This window comes from Streptomyces sp. NBC_00878 (assembly GCF_026341515.1).
Classification (GTDB): domain Bacteria; phylum Actinomycetota; class Actinomycetes; order Streptomycetales; family Streptomycetaceae; genus Streptomyces.
In genome coordinates this window covers 2,956,732-2,978,711 of sequence record NZ_JAPEOK010000001.1, presented here as the reverse complement: position 1 = coordinate 2,978,711, position 21,980 = coordinate 2,956,732, and the positions used below count along the sequence as shown (strand labels likewise).

General features: G+C 69.9%; 19 protein-coding genes. 7 read left to right on the top strand and 12 right to left on the bottom strand.

Annotated features, from left to right (window positions below; genetic code table 11):
* Positions 1-5: 5 nt before the first annotated feature.
* From OHA11_RS12165 to OHA11_RS12145, 5 genes are all read right to left on the bottom strand, one after another.
* Positions 6-413 (bottom strand): VOC family protein, encoded by a 408-nt coding sequence (locus OHA11_RS12165; RefSeq protein WP_266495199.1) that lies wholly within the window; start codon positions 411-413, stop codon positions 6-8.
* Between the two features lie 155 nt (positions 414-568).
* Complete coding sequence (locus tag OHA11_RS12160; protein ID WP_266495196.1) at positions 569-2,428, bottom strand: hypothetical protein; 1,860 nt, start codon at positions 2,426-2,428, stop codon at positions 569-571.
* Positions 2,410-3,150: an ABC transporter ATP-binding protein gene (locus tag OHA11_RS12155; RefSeq protein ID WP_266495194.1), complete on the bottom strand. Its 741-nt coding sequence runs from the start codon at positions 3,148-3,150 to the stop codon at positions 2,410-2,412. The genes OHA11_RS12160 and OHA11_RS12155 overlap by 19 nt, the downstream gene beginning before the upstream one ends.
* Positions 3,151-3,419: 269 nt before the next feature.
* Positions 3,420-4,814: an aspartate aminotransferase family protein gene (locus OHA11_RS12150; RefSeq protein ID WP_266495192.1), complete on the bottom strand. Its 1,395-nt coding sequence runs from the start codon at positions 4,812-4,814 to the stop codon at positions 3,420-3,422.
* Positions 4,799-5,320: an Lrp/AsnC family transcriptional regulator gene (locus OHA11_RS12145; RefSeq protein ID WP_266495190.1), complete on the bottom strand. Its 522-nt coding sequence runs from the start codon at positions 5,318-5,320 to the stop codon at positions 4,799-4,801. The genes OHA11_RS12150 and OHA11_RS12145 overlap by 16 nt, the downstream gene beginning before the upstream one ends.
* Positions 5,321-5,483: 163 nt before the next feature.
* Between OHA11_RS12145 and OHA11_RS12140 the strand changes: the two genes are divergently transcribed.
* Positions 5,484-6,923, top strand: coding sequence for a gamma-aminobutyraldehyde dehydrogenase (locus tag OHA11_RS12140; protein WP_266495188.1), 1,440 nt, complete (start codon positions 5,484-5,486; stop codon positions 6,921-6,923).
* Positions 6,924-7,042: 119 nt separating this feature from the next.
* Here OHA11_RS12140 and OHA11_RS12135 read toward each other — a convergent pair whose 3' ends face one another.
* Positions 7,043-7,603 carry a hypothetical protein gene (locus tag OHA11_RS12135; protein WP_266495186.1) on the bottom strand — a complete coding sequence of 187 codons (561 nt, stop codon included), beginning with the start codon at positions 7,601-7,603 and terminating at the stop codon, positions 7,043-7,045.
* Positions 7,604-7,792: 189 nt separating this feature from the next.
* Here OHA11_RS12135 and OHA11_RS12130 point away from each other — a divergent pair, with 189 nt between their 5' ends.
* The 3 genes from OHA11_RS12130 (at position 7,793) to OHA11_RS12120 (ending at position 11,034) form a co-directional block, all read left to right on the top strand.
* On the top strand, positions 7,793-8,446 hold the full coding sequence (locus OHA11_RS12130) for a response regulator transcription factor (protein ID WP_266495184.1): 654 nt from the start codon (positions 7,793-7,795) through the stop codon (positions 8,444-8,446).
* On the top strand, positions 8,443-9,663 hold the full coding sequence (locus OHA11_RS12125) for a cell wall metabolism sensor histidine kinase WalK (RefSeq protein ID WP_266495182.1): 1,221 nt from the start codon (positions 8,443-8,445) through the stop codon (positions 9,661-9,663). Before OHA11_RS12130 ends, OHA11_RS12125 begins: the two co-directional genes overlap by 4 nt.
* A gap of 207 nt (positions 9,664-9,870) precedes the next feature.
* Positions 9,871-11,034, top strand: a complete 1,164-nt coding sequence (locus OHA11_RS12120) for a PotD/PotF family extracellular solute-binding protein (RefSeq protein ID WP_266495180.1) — start codon at positions 9,871-9,873, stop codon at positions 11,032-11,034.
* Positions 11,035-11,329: 295 nt separating this feature from the next.
* Here the strand turns inward: OHA11_RS12120 and OHA11_RS12115 are convergent, their stop codons facing one another.
* The 5 genes from OHA11_RS12115 to OHA11_RS12095 all read right to left on the bottom strand — a co-directional run bounded on the left by OHA11_RS12115 (position 11,330) and on the right by OHA11_RS12095 (position 16,437).
* Positions 11,330-12,319: a zinc-dependent alcohol dehydrogenase family protein gene (locus OHA11_RS12115; RefSeq protein WP_266495178.1), complete on the bottom strand. Its 990-nt coding sequence runs from the start codon at positions 12,317-12,319 to the stop codon at positions 11,330-11,332.
* Positions 12,316-13,200: a carbohydrate ABC transporter permease gene (locus OHA11_RS12110; protein ID WP_266495176.1), complete on the bottom strand. Its 885-nt coding sequence runs from the start codon at positions 13,198-13,200 to the stop codon at positions 12,316-12,318. Before OHA11_RS12110 ends, OHA11_RS12115 begins: the two co-directional genes overlap by 4 nt.
* Complete coding sequence (locus OHA11_RS12105) at positions 13,197-14,159, bottom strand: carbohydrate ABC transporter permease (RefSeq protein WP_266495174.1); 963 nt, start codon at positions 14,157-14,159, stop codon at positions 13,197-13,199. Before OHA11_RS12105 ends, OHA11_RS12110 begins: the two co-directional genes overlap by 4 nt.
* A 79-nt stretch (positions 14,160-14,238) precedes the next feature.
* Positions 14,239-15,594, bottom strand: coding sequence for a sugar ABC transporter substrate-binding protein (locus OHA11_RS12100; RefSeq protein ID WP_266495173.1), 1,356 nt, complete (start codon positions 15,592-15,594; stop codon positions 14,239-14,241).
* Between the two features lie 81 nt (positions 15,595-15,675).
* The gene (locus tag OHA11_RS12095) at positions 15,676-16,437 is read right to left on the bottom strand and encodes a DeoR/GlpR family DNA-binding transcription regulator (RefSeq protein ID WP_266495171.1); all 762 of its coding nucleotides are present in this window, start codon (positions 16,435-16,437) and stop codon (positions 15,676-15,678) included.
* A gap of 807 nt (positions 16,438-17,244) precedes the next feature.
* Here OHA11_RS12095 and OHA11_RS12090 point away from each other — a divergent pair.
* The 3 genes from OHA11_RS12090 (at position 17,245) to OHA11_RS12080 (ending at position 20,627) form a co-directional block, all read left to right on the top strand.
* Positions 17,245-19,026, top strand: coding sequence for a substrate-binding domain-containing protein (locus OHA11_RS12090; protein WP_266495170.1), 1,782 nt, complete (start codon positions 17,245-17,247; stop codon positions 19,024-19,026).
* A 129-nt stretch (positions 19,027-19,155) separates the two neighbouring features.
* Entirely contained in the window at positions 19,156-20,007 is an 852-nt protein-coding gene (locus OHA11_RS12085; protein ID WP_266495168.1) for a hypothetical protein, read from the top strand.
* The gene (locus OHA11_RS12080) at positions 20,004-20,627 is read left to right on the top strand and encodes a hypothetical protein (protein WP_266495167.1); all 624 of its coding nucleotides are present in this window, start codon (positions 20,004-20,006) and stop codon (positions 20,625-20,627) included. The genes OHA11_RS12085 and OHA11_RS12080 overlap by 4 nt, the downstream gene beginning before the upstream one ends.
* 26 nt (positions 20,628-20,653) lie before the next feature.
* Here the strand turns inward: OHA11_RS12080 and OHA11_RS12075 are convergent, their stop codons facing one another.
* A complete protein-coding gene (locus tag OHA11_RS12075; protein ID WP_266495165.1) occupies positions 20,654-21,832 on the bottom strand; it encodes a serine hydrolase in 1,179 nt (392 codons plus the stop codon).
* Between the last annotated feature and the right edge of the window lie 148 nt (positions 21,833-21,980).

The window sequence follows — 21,980 nt, the reverse complement described above, 5'->3', positions numbered from 1 at the left end:
GCGGTTCAGCCCTGGACGGCCGCCGGGTCCATCCACATGACCTCGAAGGTGTGGCCGTCCGGGTCGTCGAAGGCGCGGCCGTACATCTGGCCGTAGTCCTGGGTCTCGCCGCTAGCCGAACCGCCCGCCGCGATCGCCTTGTCGACCAGCTCGTCCACCTTCGCGCGGCTCTCGGCGCTCAGACACAGCAGCACCTCGCTGGTCTTCGTCGAGTCCGCGATCTCCTTCTTCGTGAAGTCCGCGTAGCGCTGCTTGCTCAGCAGCATCACGACGATCGTGTCGCTGATCACGACGGACGCGCAGTTCTCGTCCGAGAACTGCGCGTTCAGCGGGTAGCCGAGCTCCGTGAAGAACTTCTTCGAGGCGTCGAGGTCGTTCACGGCCAGGTTCACGAAGATCATCTGCTGGTACATGGTGAGGTCTCTCCCGTCGGTGATGTGCTGTTCGCAGGGGTAGACCGGCGGGCCGCCGGAAAATCATCGGCGCCCGCGAACTTTTTCGAACACCGAGCCGGTCCCGACCCCGATTCCGATCCCGTACGGGAATCAAGGGATTCCCGTACGAGCCGTCAGCGGGTCAGTGGAGCCGCGGCCAGCTCCGCGACCGCCCAGGTCAGCGGCCCGAAGACGGCGAGCAGGGCGCCGGCGCGGAGGGCGGCGACGACACGCAGCGTGGTGGCGGGCGCCCCGAGCCGCAGCAGGGCGGCAGCGGTGTCGGCGCGCGCGTGCCTCGCCTCCACCGCGGCGGTCAGGAGCGTCGCGACGGCGCACCCCGCGACGAGCAGCGCGCCCAGCGTGGTGAGCGGCCCGACATCGGGGCGCGCGCTGCCGTAGAGCACGGCCATGGCGTACACCCCCGACGCCACCGCACACAGCACACCGAGCGGTTGCCCGATGCGGGCCGCCTCCTCCATCAGCACGCGTCCGGCGAGCAGCCGCAGGGCGCCCGGCCGCACGGCCTGGAGCAGCCTGCCGCAGAGGTGCGTGATCGCGGGCCCGGCCAGCGCGAGACCGAACGCGGTGAGCGCCCAGCCGACGAGCACACCGATGGGCCCGCCCGTGAACCCGCCGGGCAGCGCGGGCCCTGCGAGGGAGGAGGCGGCACGACCGGCGTACGTCTCCACGGCGAGCCCGGCCGCGAGGACGGCGGCACCCCAGGGGAGGCCGCCGGGGGTGGGGAGGGGGGCGGGAGGGTGTTGGGGGTCCAGCAGGTGGCCGGGGTGGCCGGGGTGGTCAGGTTGGCCGAGCCCGGGGCTGCCGGGGCTGCCGGGGTTACCGGGGCTGTCGGGATGATGCGGGGTGGCGGGGTGGCCGGGTGCGTTGTGGCTGGCGTGGCCCTTGTGGCCATCACGGTCGTCGTGCGCGGGTGAGTCGGTGGCGGCTCGGGTGCCGGAGGGGTCCGTGCCGTGGGAGCGGTTGTCGACCCGGGCGCGGGCACGCGCGCCGGAGCGGCGAGGCACGTCGAGCGCCGCGATGATGAGGGGCGCCCCCGGGCTGCCTTGCCCGGCGTTCTCGGCCTGTGCCGCCTGTGCCGCCTGTCCCGTCTGTGTGGCGTTGTCGGCGTGATCGTCGCGAGCCCTGCCGCGCGAGCCTTTCGCGCCGGAAGCACCGTTCCGTCCGGAGCGGCGGGGCGTGTCCTGCCCGGGGCCGCCGGGGCGGAGGCCGTGACCGTCCCGGCCCTCGGCGCCGTCTCGGTCCGCGGCACCGCCCCGACCATCAGCGGCGTCCTGACCCCCGGGGCCGTCCTGACCCTCAGGGCGGGCGCCCGCCCCCGCGCCCTCTCTCGTACCAGCGCGCGCCCCGAAGCGACCGTACGCGCCGAAGCCGACGCGCTCGGCGGAGCGTCCGTAGCCGCCGAAGCCGCTCAGGCGCCCCGGGCGCCCCGGGCGCCCGCCCGCCATGAAGCCGCTCGGCCTCGGGCCCCGCGGCCGGAGCACCGCCGCGCTGGCCGCCGAGGCGAAGATCGGTACGAGGGTCAGCAGGGTGAGCGCGGCCGGGAGGGGCAGTGGCTCGTCCGCGGCGAGGAGGCCGCTGGCGTCGCCGTCGAAGGGGAGGCCGGTCAGGTCGCCGCGCAGGTGGAGGAAGAGGAGCAGGGCGACCAGCGAACCGAGCGTGCAGGACACGGCGGTGGAGACCGCCGCCAGGACCGTCAGACGGGCGGGACCGAGGCCGATCGCCGACAGCCCCTGCCGGGGACGGGTGGCCGGATCGGTCCGGGCGACCGCCACCGCGAACTGCACGGTCGCGGCGAGCGGCGCGACGCACCAGGCGAGCCGCAGCAGGGCCGCGCCGGACGCGTCCGGGTGCCCCATCGCGTACCCCAGGGTGCACAGGAGAAGGAAGCCGGTACCCGCCGACGCGGCCGCGACCAGGAGCCTGCGGAGCTGGACGGCGGGACGGGCCCCGCGCGCTAGACGGAGAGCGAGCACGCGGTCCGGCCTTCCGTGCTGTCGGCCACCGGCGGCAGATGGACGGTGTTCACGCGCCGTCCGTCGAGCAGTGACACCGTGCGGTCGGCGAGCGCCGCGGTGTCGGCGTCGTGCGTGGCCAGGACGACGGTGATCCCGTGCGAACGGGCCGCCGTCGTGAGCGTACGCAGCACCTGCGTCCGGTCGGCGCGGTGCAGCGGGGCGGTGGGCTCGTCGGCGAAGAGCACGGTCGGCGCGGGGACCAGGGCGCGGGCGATGGCCACGCGCTGTCGCTCTGCCTGCGTGAGCGCGTACGGGCGTTTGCGGGCGCAGCCGCCGATGTCGAGGCGATCCAGCCACTCGAGGGCGGTGGTCTTGGCGCGGCGGCGGGAGACGCCGCGCAGCATGAGGGGCAGGGCCGCGTTCTCCCAGGCGTTCAGCTCGGGGACCAGGACCGGCGCCGGGTCGATCCAGGTGAAGCGGTTGCGGCGCAACCGCTCGCGGGACAGCGGGCCCATGGTGTGCACGGGCGTGCTGTTGAACCAGACCTCGCCCTGTTGCGCCCGCAGTTGCCCCGACAGGCACTGGAGCAGGGTCGTCTTGCCGCTGCCGCGCGGGCCGCCGACGGCGAGGATCTCACCTTCGCGAACTCCGAGTGAGACGCCGGTGAGCGCGGGTGAGCCGTTGTGCTTGACGTGCAGGGCGCGTGCCCACAGCACGTCGTTGTCCGGCGGAGCCACCATCGCGTACACCTCGGTTCAGATCTGATTTCCGCTGCCTTGTCCCCCGTCCGGGGGAACGAAGGCAGGGCCGATCGGTCACTGCGCACGCTAGGGAGTCGGGGCCAGGAGGCCGGACAGCACGCGGCCCCGGGGCGCCCATTCTCACTCGAACGGGCGGCACCGGGGCCGGTGTTGATCGCGGCTTCAGCCCATCGGGGCCGGGCCACGATTCATCTGAGCCGTGTATCGGAGCCGTGCAGCGGTCGGAGTCACCGAGGTTTTCGGCGGGATCAGAGCTTCGCCCACGCCTCCGTCAGTACCTGGCGGACGATCCCCTCGATCTCGTCGAAGGTCGACTGGTCGGAGATGAGCGGCGGCGACAGCTGGATGACCGGGTCACCGCGGTCGTCGGCGCGGCAGTAGAGGCCGTACTCGAAGAGCTTCTTGGAGACGAAGCCGTAGAGCACGCGCTCCGACTCCTCGTCCGTGAAGGTCTCCTTGGTGGCCTTGTCCTTCACCAGCTCGATGCCGTAGAAGAAGCCGTTGCCGCGGACGTCGCCGACGATCGGCAGGTCGTGCAGCTTCTGGAGGGTGGAGAGGAACGCCCCCTCGTTGTCCAGCACGTGCTGGTTGAGGTTCTCGCGCTCGAACAGGTCGAGGTTCGCGAGGCCCACGGCCGCCGACACCGGGTGACCGCCGAAGGTGTAGCCGTGCAGGAAGGTGTTGTCGCCCTGGTAGAACGGCTCGGCCAGGCGGTCGGAGACGATGCAGGCGCCGATCGGGGAGTAGCCCGAGGTCATGCCCTTGGCGCAGGTGATCATGTCCGGTACGTAGTCGAACTTGTCGCAGGCGAACATCGTGCCGAGGCGGCCGAAGGCGCAGATGACCTCGTCCGAGACGAGCAGCACGTCGTACTGGTCGCAGATCTCGCGCACCCGCTGGAAGTAGCCGGGCGGCGGCGGGAAGCAGCCGCCGGCGTTCTGCACGGGCTCCAGGAAGACCGCGGCGACCGTCTCCGGGCCCTCGAAGAGGATCTGCTCCTCGATCTGGTCGGCGGCCCAGCGGCCGAAGGCCTCGGGGGAGACGCCGGACCCCTGGTCGAGGAAGGAGGGGGCACGGTAGATGTTGGTGTTCGGGACCTTGTGGGCGCCCGGGACCAGCGGCTCGAAGGGGGCCTTCAGGGCGGGCAGGCCCGTGATGGACAGGGCGCCCTGCGGGGTGCCGTGGTAGGCGACCGCGCGCGAGATGACCTTGTACTTCGTCGGCTTGCCCTGGAGCTTGAAGTACTGCTTGGCGAGCTTCCACGCGGTCTCGACGGCCTCGCCGCCACCCGTGGTGAAGAAGACCTTGTTGAGGTCGCCCGGCGCGTAGTTCGCGAGGCGCTCCGCGAGCTCGATCGCCTTGGGGTGGGCGTAGGACCAGATCGGGAAGAAGGCCAGCTCCTGCGCCTGCTTGAACGCCGTCTCGGCCAGCTCCCGGCGGCCGTGGCCCGCCTGGACCACGAACAGCCCCGCGAGGCCGTCAAGGTAGCGCTTGCCCTGGTCGTCGTAGATGTAGGTGCCCTCGCCACGGACGATCGTGGGGACGGGAGCGTTCTCGTACGAGGACATGCGGGTGAAGTGCATCCACAGGTGGTCGTACGCGGTTCGGCTGAGGTCCTTGGTCACGGCTATCGGGTTCCCCACATGTAGGTCTGCTTCTTTAGCTTGAGGTAGACGAAGCTCTCGGTGGAGCGCACACCGGGCAGGGCCCGTATGCGTTTGTTGATGACGTCCAGCAGGTGGTCGTCGTCCTCGCAGACGATCTCGGCGAGGATGTCGAACGAACCCGCGGTCATCACCACGTACTCGACTTCTCCCATGGCGGTCAGCGCGTCCGCCACGGGTTCGAGGTCGCCGTCGACGTTCACGCCCACCATCGCCTGTCTGCGGAAACCCACCGTGAGGGGGTCCGTGACGGCGACGATCTGCATCACACCCTGGTCGAGCAGCTTCTGGACGCGCTGGCGCACGGCCGCCTCGGAGAGGCCGACGGCCTTGCCGATCGCGGCGTACGGCCTTCGGCCGTCCTCCTGGAGCTGCTCGATGATGCCGAGGGAGACGGCGTCCAGCGGAGGAGTGCCGTTCCCCGCCCGGGTCTCTCGTGAGCCCTTTGGCTCTGCGCTGCGACTGGCCACGTGCTCACTGTGCATGAGGCCTCAGCAGTTCCGCAAGAGTGGATTGATGAAATTCGTTGTTTACGCGGCTGGCATGTGCGGATTTCGTAGTTCTGGGCCGATCGGGGGTGTTGAAAACGTGGCGGGTCGGACTAGGGTGGGAGTCTCAGCGATTGGACACCTGACAGGAGGGCCGGCAGTGAGCACCGAGCTGCGTCGTCTGCGCAATTACATCGACGGAGAGTTCCGCGATGCCGCCGATGGACGGACCACGGACGTGGTCAACCCCGCGACGGGCGAGGCCTACGCCACCGCGCCGCTGTCCGGCCAGGCCGACGTCGACGCCGCGATGGCCGCCGCTGCCGCGGCTTTCCCGGGCTGGCGCGACCAGACCCCGGCCGAGCGCCAGAAGGCCCTCCTCAAGATCGCGGACGCCTTCGAGGAGCGGGCCGAGGAGCTGATCGCGGCCGAGGTCGAGAACACGGGCAAGCCCATCGGTCTCACCCGGTCCGAGGAAATCCCGCCCATGGTCGACCAGATCCGCTTCTTCGCGGGTGCGGCGCGCATGCTGGAGGGCCGCGCGGCCGGTGAGTACATGGAGGGCATGACCTCGATCATCCGGCGCGAGCCGGTCGGCGTCTGCGCACAGGTCGCGCCGTGGAACTACCCGATGATGATGGCCGTGTGGAAGTTCGCCCCGGCGCTCGCGGCCGGCAACACGGTCGTGCTCAAGCCCTCGGACACCACTCCCGCCTCCACGGTCCTGATCGCCGAGATCATCGGCTCGATCGTCCCCAAGGGCGTCTTCAACGTCATCTGCGGCGACCGCGACACCGGCCGCGCGATGGTCGAGCACCCCGTGCCCGCCATGGCGTCGATCACCGGTTCCGTACGCGCGGGCATCTCCGTCGCCGAGTCCGCCGCCAAGGACGTCAAGCGCGTCCACCTGGAGCTGGGCGGCAAGGCGCCGGTCGTCGTCTTCGAGGACGCCGACATCGCCAAGGCCGTCGAGGACATTTCGGTCGCGGGCTTCTTCAACGCCGGGCAGGACTGTACGGCCGCCACCCGCGTCCTCGTCCAGGAGTCCATCCACGACGAGTTCGTGGCCGCGCTCGCCAAGGCCGCCGCCGACACGAAGACCGGCCAGCCGGACGACGAGGACGTGCTGTACGGCCCGCTCAACAACCCCAACCAGCTCAAGCAGGTCTCCGGATTCATCGAGCGCCTGCCCGCCCACGCCAAGGTCGAGGCGGGCGGCCACCGGGTCGGCGAGAAGGGCTTCTTCTACGCCCCGACCGTCGTCTCCGGCGTCAAGCAGGACGACGAGATCATCCAGAACGAGGTCTTCGGCCCGGTCATCACCGTCCAGACCTTCTCGGCCGAGGCCCAGGCCGTGACGTACGCGAACGGCGTCGAGTACGCCCTCGCCTCCTCCGTCTGGACCAAGGACCACGCGCGCGCGATGCGCATGGCCAAGGTCCTCGACTTCGGGTGCGTCTGGATCAACACGCACATCGCGCTGGTCGCGGAGATGCCGCACGGCGGCTTCAAGAAGTCCGGCTACGGCAAGGACCTGTCAGCGTACGGGTTCGACGACTACACGCGGATCAAGCACGTGATGACGTCCATCGAGGGATGACGGTTCGTCGCTGATGGTGTGAATGACGAGGCCCCGGGCGGGAGTTGATCCGCCCGGGGCCGTGGTGTGCGCCAGATGGGCCAGGTGAGCAGGCGTCAGATGGCTCTGGCGCGTACGTGTCAGGCGGTCCCGGTGAGGACGAGTCCGGCGGCACTCTGCCCTGCGTCGGACCCCAGCTCGCTCTCGTCGCTCTTCTCGTTCTTGTTGCCCTGCTCGTTCTTGTGCTCCTCACGGCCGCCGCAGTCCGGGGGCGAGGGCCGGTCGCCCTTGCCGGGCGGGCCGTCGGGCGGGACCGGGAGGTCGACGCCGATGTCCTTCAGGATGTGGCGGCAGGCCTTCACGGCCTTCCGGAACTCCTTCGAGACCGGATCCGGGCGCTTCGCCCGCTCGCCCGCGTCGATCCGTACGCGTACGCCGCGGCCGTCGTCCGCCGTGTGGATGACGATGTCGGGGAAGTCCTTCAGGCCGTTGTCGCGCACGCACTCGGTGAACTCGCGGGATGCCTCGTCCTGACGCTCCCAGGTGGTCGAGGCCGAGGTCGAGGTCGAGTCGTCGTCCTTCAGGGGTGAGGGCGAGCCGGCCGCCGTGGACTGCCCGGCGTACACCCCGCCCAGCGCGACGGCGGTGATCAGGGCGCAGCCCACGGTCAGTCGGCGGTGCCGCTTGGTCGTACTTCGCATGAGGTTCCTCCTGGTGCTCTGTGACTCGGTGCTCGGTGACTCGGTGTTCTGTGACTTCGTGTTCTCGAAGTCACCTCAGCGCGCGGGCGGTTACGACACGGGAACGGGTGCTCTTACCGCCCTGTTACCGGCCGGCGGGCACGCTGGCCGCAGGGTTCGCAGCAACCGGAGACGCAGCCGGAGATGCCGATGCGCGTATTGGTGGTCGAGGACCACGAGGAGCTCGCCGAGACCGTCGCGGCGGGACTGCGCAGAGAGGGGATGGCCGTCGACATCGCGCTGGACGGCCATGCGGCGCTGGAGCGGGCCATGGTCAACGGCTACGACGTCGTCGTACTCGACCGTGATCTGCCCGGACTGCACGGAGACCGGGTCTGCCGGGCCCTGGCCGAGGGGGGCAGCCGGGCGCGGGTACTGATGCTGACCGCGTCCGGCACGGTCGCCGACCGGGTCGCGGGTCTCGGGATGGGTGCCGACGACTATCTGCCGAAGCCGTTCGCCTTCACCGAACTCGTCGCGCGGATACGGGCGTTGGGGCGACGCGCGCAGCCCGCGCTGCCTCCGGTGCTGGTCCACGGCGATCTGCGGCTCGACCCCGCGCGGCGGGTGGTGTCGCGCGAGGGGCGTCAACTCCCGCTCAGTCCGAAGGAGTTCGCGGTCCTGGAGCTGCTGATGGGCGCGGGCGGGGCGGTGGTGTCCGCCGAGGAGCTGTTGGAGAGGGCCTGGGACGAGGCCGCGGATCCGTTCACGCAGACCGTGAAGGTGACGGTCAGCCGGCTGCGGCGCAAGCTCGGGGATCCGCCGTTGATCGAGACGGTGGCGCAGGCCGGGTACCGGGTGTGAGGGCGCGTCTCACGCGGCCGGCGCAGAGCATTCGGTGGCGGCTGACCGTGCTCTACAGCGGGCTGTTCGTGGTGGCGGGAGCGGTGCTGCTGGCTCTCACGTACGCCCTCGTGGCCGAGCGCGGTGAGAACGAGAAGGTGTCGGTGAGCAGGCCCGATGTTCCTGTGGGGGAGTGGGAACCGGGGGCGCCCGCCGTCCAGGGATACGTACGCGAGCAGCTGGTCGCCCAGCGCAGCGACCAGCTCCACCAGCTCCTCGTCGAGTCGGGGATCGCGCTCGGCGTCATGGCGGTGGCCTCGCTCGTACTGGGGTGGCTGGTGGCCGGGCGGGTGCTCGCGCCGCTCAGGACCATGACCGGGGCGGTGCGGCGGATCTCCGCGGACGCCCTGCACCGGCGGCTCGCGGTGGCCGGACCGGCCGACGAACTCAAGGACCTCGCCGACACGTTCGACGATCTGCTCGCCCGGCTCGAAGGTGCCTTCGAGGCGCAGCGCCGGTTCGTCGCCAACGCGTCGCACGAGTTGCGTACGCCGCTCACCCTTCAGCAGGCCGTCATCGATGTCGCGCTCGCCGATCCCGGGGCCGATGTCGCCGCTCTGCGGTCGGCCTGTCTTCGGGTGCGGGCCGCCGGGCAGGAGCAGGAGCGGTTGATCGAGGCGTTGTTGACGTTGGCGTGCAGCCAACGGGGGGTGCCGGAGCGGGAGTTCATTGACCTCGCGGTGGTGGCGGCCGAGCAGATGCGGGTGCTCGACGGTGGGCCGGTTCGGGTGTCCGTGGAGCTCGCGCCCGCGCCCTTGCTCGGGGATCCGCAGTTGATCGGGCGGCTGGTGGGCAACCTCGTCGGGAACGCCGTGCGGCACAACGTGCCGTCGGGGGAGGACGGTTGGGTCACGGTCTGGACCGGGGTCGTCGGTGGGCGGGCCTGCTTGCGGGTCGTGAACAGCGGGCCGGTGGTGCCGGGGGATCAGGTGGGTGTTCTTTTCGAGCCGTTCCGGAGGTTGGGCGTCGAGCGGGTGCGGGCTCGGGAGGGGGCGGGGCTGGGGTTGTCGATCGTGGCGGCGATCGCGGAGGCGCACGGGGGTGTGGTGGAGGCGCGGGCTCGGGGGGAGGGCGGGTTGTGGGTGGAGGTGGGGTTTCCGCCCCCGCCGCCCCTGCCCTCCCCCACTCTCGGCTTCTCCCCCACTCTCGGCTTCGCTCGAGCGGGGGGACCCCCATGAGCGGGGGGACCCCCATCGTCACTTCCTCGGGGCCCCGCCCCCGAACCCCCGCTCCTCAAACGCCTCAGGGGCTGATCCTTAGCCTGTCCGGCGTTTGAGGAGCGACAAGGTGTCGCCCCCTGGCCGGACGGTTCGACGCACCGTCCATTGCCCGCCCGGCAGGGCAAACGGCATGCTGCGGAGGTGCCAGCGAACCCGAGAAGCCGAATGTCCCGCCGCTCCCTGCTGCGCACCCTCGGCACGGGCGCGGTCGCCGCCCTGGCCGCGGGATGCGGAGTACCGGCGGCGTACGTCGCCCCGGGCGACCGGTCGAGAAGTGACCTGTCGGCCACCGACAAGCGCCTGACCTGGGCCAACTGGCCCCTCTACATCGACACGGACGACGAGGACGAGTCGAGGCGCCCCACGCTGGACGCCTTCGGGAAGCGCACCGGGATCGCGGTCACGTACACCGAGGAGATCAACGACAACGACGAGTTCTTCGGGAAGATCAGCCCCTCCCTGATGAACCATCAGGAGACCGGCCGGGACCTGATGGTGATCAGCGACTGGATGTGCGCCCGGTTCGTACGCCTGGGCTGGGTACAGGAGATGGACCGTTCCCGGCAGCCGAACGTCACCAAGTACCTTGACCCGCAACTGCGTTCACCGGCCTTCGACCCGGGCCGGGGGCACACCGTGCCGTGGCAGTCGGGGATCACCGGCATCGCGTACAACCGACGCACGGTCGGTCGCGAGATCCGGCACGTCTCCGACCTGTGGGCGGGCGACCTCAAGGGGCGCGTCACGCTCCTCTCCGGTCTCGACGAGGCATTCGCGCTGCTCATGCAGGGCAACGGCGTCGACATCACCAAGTGGACCGCGGACGACTTCCACACCATGTGCGAGCAGGTCGAGAAGCTCGTCCGTACGGACCACATCCGCCGCTTCACCGGCAACGACTACATCAAGGATCTGTCGAGCGGCGACGTACTGGCCTGCCAGGCGTACAGCGGTGACGTGATCCAGCTCCAGGCCGACGACCCCGACATCGAGTTCGTCGTCCCGGAGGAGGGCGCCGAGCTCTGGTCCGAGTCCCTGATGATCCCGAACCTCGCCCGCCACAAGGCGAACGCGGAGACCCTCGTCGACTACTACTACGAGCCGACCGTGGCCGCCGAGCTCGCGGCCTGGGTCAACTACGTCTGTCCCGTCCCGGCGGCCCAGGACATCCTCGCCTCCGCCAAGGACAAGGACACCGCCGCCCTCGCCGAGGACCCGCTCATCTTCCCCGACACCGCCATGCGCGAGCGCCTCACGATCGCACGGGACGTCACGGCGAACGAACGCACGGAGTTCGCGAAGCGGTGGAACGCGATCGCGGGGCTGTAGACGGACGCGCGATCAGAATGACGAGGATTTTGGTTGGCACAGGAAGAGTAGTGGGCGAATTCCGGGTCGCCGACGGCCACCCCCGCTCGCCCCAGGGGTGTGTTCCGGTCGCGCACCAGGTTCTGGTGGCGCAGCTCGCCGCAGGGCCGGAGGGTATGTCCAGTGCCTCCACGGGCAAGGGGTGGCACAGGTGCCCAACCGGTACGAGCGTGCGCGGTGTGGCAGCGTCCGGGCAGGAACAGGAGTTCAGCCGCTCCTTCGCAGGTCGGGCCGCATGGCCGGGCGTGGGCCGGGGTCAGGGCAGTACGACGATTTTGCGTCCTTGGCCGGCGGCGAACTGGTCCAGTGCCTGCGGGTACTGCGCAAGCGGCAGCCGGTGGCTGATGAAGACCTGGGGGTCGAGTACCCCGGTGGCGAACAGCTCCGCGGCGCGCTCGTAGCTGTGCAGGACGGCCATGGATCCGGTGATGGTGATCTCCTGGTTGTAGATGCGGTACGGCGAGATGGTCGCTGTCGTCGCGTAGTCGGAGACCCCGAACTGCAGGAACGTTCCGGCCTTGGCGACCCGTTCCAGGCCGTCCTGGATGGCGGCGGCGTTGCCGGTCGCGTCGATCACCACGTCCCAGCCGGTCGGCCGCCTCAGATCGTCGGCCGAGAGCGCCGACTGGGAGCAACCCAGCTTCTCTGCCGTCGCCAGCCGCTCGGGGTTGACGTCGACGATGTCGACCGAGGCGGCTCCGGTGCGCTTGGCCAGCTCCAGCATCATCAGGCCCATCGTCCCGCTGCCGTAGATCAGCACATGGGAGCCGAGCCTGCTGTTGAGCACGTCATAGCCGCGCACGGCGCAGGACAGTGGCTCGATCAACGCCGCGTCCTGGAGGTTCACGTGGTCCGGCAGCCGTACGCAGTTGGCGACGGGCGCCACGGCGTACTCGGCGGCGCCACCGGCCACGGTCACTCCGATCGCCTGCCACCGGTCGCAGAGGTTGTTGCGTCCCACCCGGCAGTAGCGGCACTCATTGCAGTACAGCGAGGGGTCCACGGCGACCCGGTCGCCGATCGCGAGTTCGGTCACCTCGCGGCCGAGGCCCACGACCTCCCCGGCGAACTCGTGGCCCGGCACGACCGGCAGCGTCGGTGCGAACTCGCCCTGGAGGATGTGCAGATCGGTCCCGCACAGTCCGCAGGCCGCCACCTCGACGACGACCTGGCGCGGCCCCGGAGTGGGGTCGGGCACCGTGGTGACGGTGACCTTGCCGGGGGCTTCGATGACAGCGGCCTTCACTTGACTGCTCCTAGGGAAAGGCCGCGGACGAGCTTGTCCTGGGCGGCGAAGCCGGCGATGAGGACGGGCAGGGAGACCAGCGTGGCCGCCGCGCAGAGCCGGGCGAGGAAGAGGCCTTCGTTGGTGATGAAGCCGACGAGGAAGACCGGTGCGGTGGAGGCCTGGGTGGCGGTGAGGTTGACGGCGAACATGAACTCGTTCCAGCTGAAGATGAAGCAGATCAGCGAGGTGGCGGCGAGTCCGGGCATGGCGACCGGGGCGACGACCCGCCACAGCACGGTGAGCAGGCCCGCCCCGTCGACCTCGGCCGCCTCCAGGATCTCCTTGGGTACCTCGGCGAGGAATGAACGCATCATCCACACCGCGATCGGCAGGTTCATGGCGGTGTAGAGGACGATCAGCGTCCACACGTTGTCCAGCATCCCGGCGTCCTTGACGATCAGGTACACCGGCAGCAGGGCCGCGATGGCGGGGAGGAACTTGGTGGACAGGAAGAAGAACATCACGTCGGTCCACTTCTCGACCGGCTTGATGGACAGCGCGTAGGCCGTCGGCACCGCCAGAGCGAGCACGAGCAGCGTCGAAATGACGCTGGCCATGGCCGAGTTGAGGAGGAAGGGGGTGATGTCCCGGCTGAACAGCAGTTCGTACTGGTCGAAGCTGACCGGCGCGAAGGGGGTCGGCGGGTTGGTGGCCGCGTCCGCCTCCTGGTGGAAGGAGGTGAGCACCATCCACGCCACGGGCGCGAAGAACGCCAGCGTGGCGAGCCAGGCGACGAACGTCCACAGCGGGGAGAGCCGGGGCGCACCGCCGGGGTCGTCGCCTCGGCGCAGGAGTTTCTTGAACCTGGCCCCGGGGGCGGCGAGAGCTGCGTGGGTCATCGGGATACCTCCTCGCGGAACAGCGACGCGATGGTGCGCAGCGCGAAGGTCGCGATCACGATCGAGCCGAGTACGACGACGACACCGGCGGCGGCCGCCTCGCCGTACTCGTACTTGCGGAACATGGTCAGGTAGATCTCGTAGGGCAGGTTGGTCGTCTGCTTGCCGGGGCCGCCCTGGGTGATGGTGTAGACGGCGTCGAAGGTCTGCACGACGTAGATCGTGCCGAGCAGAATGCCCAGTTCGAGGTACTGGCGCAGGTGCGGCAGGGTGATGAAGCGGAAGGTCGCCAGGGCCGAAGCCCCGTCCATGCGGGCCGCCTCCAGAACGTCGCCGGGCTGCGCCTGCAGGCCGGCCAGCAGGATCAGCATCATGAACGGGGTCCACTGCCAGACCAGCGAGAGGACCACGGCGGACATGGGGTAGGAGGAGATCCAGTCGACCGTGGGGCCGTTGTCCGCGCCGAAGAACCGGTATACGGCGTTGAGGGTGCCGTTGAGCAGGCCGTAGTCGGGGTTGTAGATGGCGTGCTTCCACAGCAGCGCCGCCGCGACCGGCATCACCAGGAACGGCGCGATGAGCAGGGTGCGCGCCAGCCCGCGGCCCACGAACCGGCGGTCGAGCAGCATCGCCAGGCCGAGCCCGAGGACCACGCTGATGAGCACCACCGACGCGGTGAGCACGATGGTGTTGAGCACCGCCGTGCGCAGCCGTTCGTCGGTGAAGACGAACGAGAAGTTGGACAGGCCGACGAAGTGCCTCTCGCCCGGCTTGAGGATGTTCCACTGGAACGTGGAGATCACGAGCGTGGCCACGAAGGGCAGTTGCGTGACGATGATGGTGAAGATCAGCGCGGGCAGCAGCGGAACGCGTCGCCGCCACTTGCTGACGCCGGTGGGCGGTTGTGGGCGCACAGAGGGTGGCGCCCCTTTCTTGGGTCTTTCGGTGAGCGCGGTCATGAGGCTTCCTTGGGCCGGTGACAACCGGGTGGTGGTCGGGTGCCCGGCCGGCGGGTGAGGCCGGCCGGGCACTTTCGGGTCACTGGTGCTTCTTGGCGACTTCCTCGGCGAGCTTCTGGCCGTCGTTCAGCGCCTTGTCCACGCTGGTCTGGCCGGCGATGGCGGCGGAGATCTCCTGGGTCACCTTGGTCCCGAGGTCCTGGAACTCGGGGACGGCCACGAACTGGACGCCCACCGTGGGCCTGGGCTGCACACCCGGGTTGGTCGGATTGGCCTCCTGGATGGAGTTCAGGGTGATGTCACCGAAGGCCGCGGCGGCCGTCTTGTACTCGGGGATCTCGTAGGTGCTGGCCCGCTTGCCGGAGGGAACCCGCGCCCAGCCGAGCTTCTCGCCGACCAGTTGCTCGTACTTCTTGCTGGAGGCCCACAGCATGAACTTCGAGGCGGCGTCGGCGTTCTTCGTGGTCTTGGGCATGGCCCACGCCCACGTCCACAGCCAGCCGCTGCTCTTGGTCTCGACGACCGGTGCGTAGGCGTAGCCGACCTTGCCGGCGATCTTGCTGGACTTGGCGTCCTCCAGCGACCCGGCGGCGCTGGTCGCGTCGTACCACATCGCGACCTTCTCCTGGCTCATCGCGTTGAGGCACTCGGTGAACCCGGCCTGCGGAGCGCCCACCTCACCGTGGTTCTTGACCAGGTCGACGTAGAAGTTGGTGGCCTTCTTGAACTCGGGGCTGTTGACCTGGGCCTTCCAGTCCTTGGTGAACCAGGTGCCGCCGAAGGTGTTGACCATCGTCGTCAGGGGTGCGCCGAGCTCGCCCCAGCCGGGCAGGCCGCGCAGGCAGATGCCCTTCATGCCGGGCTTGGCGCCGTCGACCTTGGCCGCGATGTCGGCGATCTCCTGCCAGGTCGGCCGCTCGGGCACCGTGATGCCCTTGGCCGTCATGACGTCCTTGTTGTACATGAGCATGGAGGACTCGCCGTAGAACGGCAGGGCGTACAGCTTGCCGTCCGCCGCCGACAGGGACTGCACCATGGGCTTGAGCAGGTCGCCCTTGTCGAAGGCCGAGTCCTTGTCCGCATAGGTGCCCATCTCGTGCAGCCAGCCGTTCTCCTGCCAGACAGGGACTTCGTACGCACCGACGGTGGCGACGTCGTACTGCCCGGCCTGGGTGGCGATGTCCTGGGTGACCTTGTCGCGCAGCTCGTTCTCGGGAAGGATCGTGAAGTTGACCTTGATGCCGGTGTCCTTCGTGAACGTGCTCTTCGTCAGCTTCGCGATGTCCTCCATCTGCGGATTGCCGACCATCAGCACATTGATGCTCTTCCCGTCACCGCCGTCGGATGAGGAGCCGCCCGCCCCGCTGCATGCGGCCAGCAGCGAGCCTGCGGCCGTGGCCGTGATGAGGACGTGGGTCATTCTTCGTGCGCGCATGACTGACTCCAGGGGATCTTTCGAGGGCATGGAGAACCAGGCCCCCGGCTTTACGAGGGTGGGACAGGGAGATGAAGCGGCTCAGGCCCGGATGACCTCGGGGCCCAGTAGTGAGTAGCGATGGGCCTCGGAGGCGGGCAGTCCGGCGTCGGTGACGATCGCCTCGAACTCTGTGACGTCCGCGAAGCGGCAGAAGCTCGATGCACCGAACTTCGTATGGACCCCGGAGAACACCCGGCGCCTGGCGGCCCTGATGACCTGGGCCTTGACCTCACTCACCGAGGGATCGGGCGTGGTGAGTCCGTACTCGCGGGAGATGCCGTTCGCGCCGACATACGCCAGGTCGATGACGAAGCCGGACAGCATACGGGTGGCCCAGTGGTCGACCGTGGCAAGGGTGCCGCCTCGTACCCGGCCGCCGAGCAGTAACACGGTGATGTTCTCGGCGGAGGCCAGCGCGCCCGCTGTGGCCAGCGAGGAGGTGACCACGGTCAGCGGCCGGTCGCGGGGGAGGGCGGCGGCGATGAGCTGCGGGGTGTAGCCCTCGTCGATGAAGACGGTCTCGGCGTCTCCGAGCAGCTCGGCCGCGGCGGCCGCGATCCGGGACTTCTCGGGGACGTGCATGGTGGTACGGAAGGCGAGCGTGGTTTCGAAGCCCGCGCTCTCCACGGGATGGGCACCGCCATGGGTACGCCGGACCAGTCCGTGCCTCTCCAGCATGTTGAGATCTCGTCTCACGGTCTCCTTGGAGACCGTGAGACCGGCGGCGAGCTCTCCGACGTCAACGGATCCGTCACGGCGCGCCGTTTCCAGGATTGCGCGTCTTCGTTCCTCGGTGTCCACGGCGACACCTCCGTTTCACGGCTCCACAAGCTGTGCCCGAGTGGGCTGCTCTCCGGAGCCCGGCCCGGTCGGACTCTGGTGGCCAATTTGTACAAGCTGATAGCGGCTACTGACCAGGTTCGTCGTCGAGCAGTTCATGACCGAATGTGCCCGTTTGCTGGAGTGCGGGGCCCCTGGCTGATGCGGTGGAGGAGCCCGGGGCGGGGAAGTCGATGTCTGCTTACGGGCTGGAGTGCGCCCGTTCCGGGCCCGTTTTCCGGATGGATCAGGACATGTGGGCCGGATTCCGACGCGGAAATCCGGTCACCGCCGCGTTATGGGTGCGTGCGGTGGGGATCCCTGCCGTCAACCGCGGGGTCTGCAAGGAATTCAGCCACAAGGGCGGGGCTGGCGGTCCAGCTCCCGCCCCCGGGCTGGAGCGATCGGACGCGTCCGGCAGGTGGCGCCGAGCCGGGATCGCAGTCGCCCCAACTTCCTTTGTTCAAAAGGCCATTGGCACCACCATGTGCCGTGTAGACCGTGTGAAGACGGGCATCTCATTGTGTGAGAGTTCCGGAGATGGTGGAGGCGGCGTGAGGGGCCTCGGGGAGCGGGGACGGCGGACGGAAGCCGGATTCTCCTGGTGATCAGTGGCATGGACGCCGGGAGCCGGGTCCGTACGGCCGGTTCGGGCACGTACCCGAAGGGGGCGCTGAACCCGCCGGCCGGTCGATACCGCCTCTTCCACCAGCGCAACCGGCTGGACGACCGCGATCCGGCGATCCGGGAAGAGCCCGCCTCGGGTGAGGCATGGACACGGGGGGTGTCATGGGGAACGCACGCAGGCTGCCCATGCTGGTGGCGGTCGTGGTGGGGCTGGCGCTGCTCGCGGCCGTCGGCTTGGTCGTGAGCGCGGCCGTCGGTGGCTCGGGCGACGACTGCGACGTACGGCTTGAAGTGAACTCCTCGACGGAGAAGGGCGATCTGCTCGCCGACCTCGCCGAGGACTACAACGACTCCGGGCGTGAGCTCGCGGGCGGGAAGTGCGCCCAGGTGGCGGTGGAGGAGACGAGTTCCGGCGTCGCCAAGGACGCACTCGCCCAGGGGTGGGACGAGCGGCGCGACGGCGCGCCCGAACCACAGGTGTGGACGCCGTCCTCCTCGCTGTGGCTGACACTGCTCCAGCGCGACGCGACCGCCGCCGACCGCAAGCTGCTCACCGACGAGAAGCCGCGCTCGCTCGCCACCAGCCCGCTGGCCATCGCCATGCCCCGGCCCATGGCGGAGGCGCTCGGCTGGCCGGAGAAGAAGATCGGCTGGCGGGACGTGCTGTCGCTGACGCAGAAGGGCTGGGCCTCGAAGGGCCGGCCGGAGTGGGGCCGCTTCAGCCTGGGCAAGGACAACCCGCACACCTCCACCTCGGGCCTGGGCGCGACCGTGGCCACCTTCTACGCCGCCACCGGCCGCTCCAGCGACCTGACCGTGGACGAGGTCAAGGACGCGAAGACCCGGCAGTTCGTGGCCGGGGTCGAGTCGGGCGTCCTGCACTACGCCTCCGACGCGACCGCGTACATGGCCAACCTCGCCGAGGCCGACGCCGACGGGCGCGCTCTGTCGTACACCAGCGCCATCGCCGTACAGGAACAGCTGATCCACCTCTACAACCAGGGCAGCCCCACGGGCGAGACCGAGCGGATCGGCAAGGGGAAGAAGCCGCAGGTGCCTCTGGTGGCCGTGCATCCGGCCGACGGCACGCTCATGTTCGACCACCCCTTCGCGGTGCTGCCCACGGCGTCCAAGGACCAGCGGGCCGCGGCCGCCGACTTCCGTGCCTTCCTGCTGGAGGACGCTCAGCAGCGCCGCTTCCAGCAGACCGGATTCCGCGACCACGAGGGCAACGCCGGCAGCGAACTCGCCCGCTCGGTCAGCCTGTCCGAGCAGAGCCAGGGGAACCTGTCACTGATCGACCCGCCCGCGGCCGATGTGCTGGCGGCGGTCCTGGACAGCTGGGACGAACTGCGCAAGAAGGCCCGGGTGCTGCTCGTCATGGACGTCTCCGGGTCGATGAACCAGAGCGCGGGCGGCGGACAGAGCCGGATGGAGGCGGCCAAGAAGGCCGCCGCCGACACACTCGACCTCTACCATCCCGACGACGAGGTCGGCCTGTGGGCGTTCTCCACCGAGACCGATGACCATCCCCAGCCGTACCGGGAGATCGTGCCGCCGCGCCCCGTCCGCGAGAACGAACAGCGGCTCACCGAGGCCATCAACGGGCTCAACGCCGAAGGCGGCACCGCCCTCTACACGACCGTGCGCGCCGCGCAGAAGGAGATGCTGGCCGACCTGGACACCGACCGCATCAACGCCGTCGTCGTCCTGACCGACGGCCGGAACGAGTACCCGGCCGACAACGACCTCGACGCACTTCTGAGCGACCTCGACGCCAGTCAACTGGAGCGCTCCGTACGCGTCTTCACCGTCGCCTTCAGCGACCAGGCCGACTTCGGCACGCTCACGAAGATCGCCGCCGCCACCAAGGCCACCTCCTACGACGCCCGCGACCCGGCGGTCATCGACAAGGTGATGGTCTCCGTCATCAGCAACTTCTGACCCGGCACAGCACGTGAGGACGGGCTCAACCCCATGGGCAGTACCGACAGACCGAACCCCATGGGCAGGACGGACAGACCAGTGCAGATAGAGCAGTGCAGATAGAGCAGTACAGGGAGAGAGGACACGATGGGCAGCCGTTTCCTTCCCGGCGCCGCGGTCGCGCTGTTCGCCGTCGCGGGGAGCGTCACGGCTCTCCTCGCCGGTGCCCCGGCCGCCGCCGCGCTGCCCGTCGGCGCGGGCGTCGGCGGTCTCGTGTGGGGGACGCACGCCCTCACCGGCCGTCTCACCCGTCCCGCGGCGTCGGCATCCGCGAGGCTCTCGACCGGCCGGGCGGACGCCTGGGACGCGGATCGGCCGACGGACACGACGTCCGACCCGCTCTTCGACTCAATGTCCGACCCGTCGTCCGAACCGCCCGCCGACGCCGTCCGATGGCTGACCCGCGCGTCGGCGGCAGCCGACCGGCTGCAGAACCAGTGCCGGCAGAGCCCCAACGCCTCGCTCTGGCCGACGCTGGCAACGGCGGCGACGTCCGTACGGGCCGCGGCCGACCGGCTGAGGGCGGCGGCCGAGGCGGTCCGCGTCATCGACACCAGCGGCACACCCGCCGACCACGAGGTTCTGCGGCGTGACCAGGGGCGCCTGGAGGCTGAGGCCCGAGCCCTCCCCGACGGCCCGCTGCGGCGGGCCAAAGAGGACGCCGCCCGCGCCACGGGCGAACGCGCCGCCACCCTGAAGCGCCTGGCCGAGCTGCGCCAACTCCTGATCACCACCATGGAGGCCACCGCGCTGCGCCTGGAAGCCGCGGCGGAGCGTGGCGCCATGCTGCTGTCCCTCCAGGCCGCGACGGACGCCTCCGCCGTCCCTCCGGACCTCACCGCCCTCGACCACGAACTCGACGCCGTACAGGCCGGACTCGACACACTCGACGAGATCACCCGCTCCCTGCACGGCACGGCCGAGGACCGGCCGGAATGAGGAGGCCGCGCCGGCGCGGACGAGGCCTCCTCGCGGGCACGATGACGTGGTCGCTGGTCGTCGTACCGATCCTGGTCTTCCTGGCCTCCCGCAGCTACGGAACGCCATGGGTGGCGGTCTTCGTCTGCCTCGCGTGCCTCTCCGGCGCCATGAGCCTGGCGATCGGTGATTCCTGGGTCTACGCGTACAGCGCGGGCCGCGCGCCGCGAGATCCCTCGACGGCGCCCTGGCTCACGGCAGCCGCTCTGCTCTTCACGGCACCGGGGCTGGCTCCTTGGGCCTTCCACGAGCTGGCCGGGCAGCCGACCCAGGTCCGCGTCATCGAGGTCGAGCCGGCCGTCGACAGCCAGGGCGAGGACACCGGGCTCACCCACTACCGCATCGCGGACGCGGCGACCGAGCGTGACCTCGGCCGGATGTGGTTCGGCCCACGCACACGCGTACCCGTCGGCGCCGTCATCTCCGTCTCCGTGATCCCGGACGGCTGGTCGCCGCCCGTCGCCACCGAACGTCTGAAGGACGCCGACGCCTTCGTCACCACATTCGCTGTCCTCGTCACCGTCCACGTCCTTGCCTGCGCCGTCACAGCGGCGGCATGGCCGCGCAAGCCCCAGAGCTGAGTGCCTCGGCCGCTCCGACAGGATCCTCAGCTTCCGGTTCCGAACGCCGCCCGTATGATCCGCTCGGCCACCGGATTCATCGCTTCGCTCTTCGCGTCGGTCGCGTTCACCGAGTACACGAGCGTGCGAGACAGATCGCGGGTGGCGGCGATCGCCGTGCCGTAGCCGGGCCTGGCACCGGACTTGACCCAGAGGACGGTGTCCTCGTCGACCTCGTACCGCTGGAGGCCCGCGCTCATCGTCGCGTTCGGTACGTCCGGGAGCGTGAACATCTCCTGCTCCAGCAGGGGTTGGGGCACCAGCCGGCCGCGGAACAGCGCGAAGAGCAGGCGCTCCAGGTCCTCCGTCGTGGAGATCATGTCGCCCGCGGCCCACCGGTCCGACATGTTCCACTCGGTGGCGTCCACCAGCCTGCCGTCCGCGAGGAGTTGGTAGCCGCGGTTGTGCGGGCCGTGGATGCGCGGGTCGGGCCCGCCGGGGAAGGACGTGTGACGCATCCCGGCCGGCCGCAGGACCCGCACGGCCGCCTGGTGCTCGTACGAGTCGTCGGTGACCTTCTCGATGAGCAGGCCGAGCACCGTGTAGTCGATGTTGCTGTACTGCTGCCGCTTGCCCGGGGAGAAGGCGGGGCCGGCGGCGACGGACGAGGCCACGACCGCCTCGGGGGTCAGCGTCTCGAACCGCCGCTCGTACCCCTCACCGTTCACGTCACCCAGCGTCGCTCCCGGCTTCAGCCCGCTGGTGAAGGTCAGCAACTGCCGTACGGTGATGGGCTCGAAGGCCTTCGAGAGGAGGCCGGGGAGATAGGTCTGGACGTGGCCGTCCAGGTCGATCCTGCCTTCGGCGGCCAGCTGGAGCACGACGGCCGCGGTGACCACCTTGGTGGTCGAACCGGCCCTGAAGCGGCCGTGTTCCAGAGCCTTGCGACCACTCGTCAGGTCGTGCACCCCGGCGCTGCCCCGCCAACTGCCGGCCTTGCCCCCGACGCGTAGGAGCGCGGCCGTCGCGTCCTTGTCCGGAAGCCCCTTGAGCGCGGCACGCAGGGCCTTGGCGGTCTCCGGGCTCACCGTCTTCGGACCCGGGGTCTCCTGTACGACGGCCGTGGGGGAGGAGGCGGCGAGGGCGGTCCCGGCCAGGGGTCCCGCGGTAAGGCCCAGGGCCACGAGGGCGGCGCAGGCGGTACGGACACGGATACGGATATCCATCGGCTGACTCCCAGGGGTGATCGGTGACCTTCATCCTCCGGGCGTACGCCGTTGTCGCGGATCCTCTTCGCGGAGGGGACCGACCCTGGCCCCGACCCCGAGTAACTGCCGTGCGGAGCAAGGGTGTTGTCAGGGGTTTCCCGTAGGG

What these genes read in the sequence shown, in the direction of transcription:
- OHA11_RS12100 (WP_266495173.1), bottom strand. Translation starts at nt 15,594, where the DNA reads ATGCGCGCACGAAGAATGACCCACGTCCTCATCACGGCCACGGCCGCA.
- OHA11_RS12130 (WP_266495184.1), top strand. Translation starts at nt 7,793, where the DNA reads ATGCGCGTATTGGTGGTCGAGGACCACGAGGAGCTCGCCGAGACCGTC.
- OHA11_RS12085 (WP_266495168.1), top strand. Translation starts at nt 19,156, where the DNA reads ATGGGCAGCCGTTTCCTTCCCGGCGCCGCGGTCGCGCTGTTCGCCGTC.
- OHA11_RS12080 (WP_266495167.1), top strand. Translation starts at nt 20,004, where the DNA reads ATGAGGAGGCCGCGCCGGCGCGGACGAGGCCTCCTCGCGGGCACGATG.
- OHA11_RS12105 (WP_266495174.1), bottom strand. Translation starts at nt 14,159, where the DNA reads ATGACCGCGCTCACCGAAAGACCCAAGAAAGGGGCGCCACCCTCTGTG.
- OHA11_RS12090 (WP_266495170.1), top strand. Translation starts at nt 17,245, where the DNA reads ATGGGGAACGCACGCAGGCTGCCCATGCTGGTGGCGGTCGTGGTGGGG.
- OHA11_RS12135 (WP_266495186.1), bottom strand. Translation starts at nt 7,603, where the DNA reads ATGCGAAGTACGACCAAGCGGCACCGCCGACTGACCGTGGGCTGCGCC.
- OHA11_RS12155 (WP_266495194.1), bottom strand. Translation starts at nt 3,150, where the DNA reads ATGGTGGCTCCGCCGGACAACGACGTGCTGTGGGCACGCGCCCTGCAC.
- OHA11_RS12165 (WP_266495199.1), bottom strand. Translation starts at nt 413, where the DNA reads ATGTACCAGCAGATGATCTTCGTGAACCTGGCCGTGAACGACCTCGAC.
- OHA11_RS12110 (WP_266495176.1), bottom strand. Translation starts at nt 13,200, where the DNA reads ATGACCCACGCAGCTCTCGCCGCCCCCGGGGCCAGGTTCAAGAAACTC.
- OHA11_RS12145 (WP_266495190.1), bottom strand. Translation starts at nt 5,320, where the DNA reads ATGCACAGTGAGCACGTGGCCAGTCGCAGCGCAGAGCCAAAGGGCTCA.
- OHA11_RS12075 (WP_266495165.1), bottom strand. Translation starts at nt 21,832, where the DNA reads ATGGATATCCGTATCCGTGTCCGTACCGCCTGCGCCGCCCTCGTGGCC.
- OHA11_RS12120 (WP_266495180.1), top strand. Translation starts at nt 9,871, where the DNA reads ATGTCCCGCCGCTCCCTGCTGCGCACCCTCGGCACGGGCGCGGTCGCC.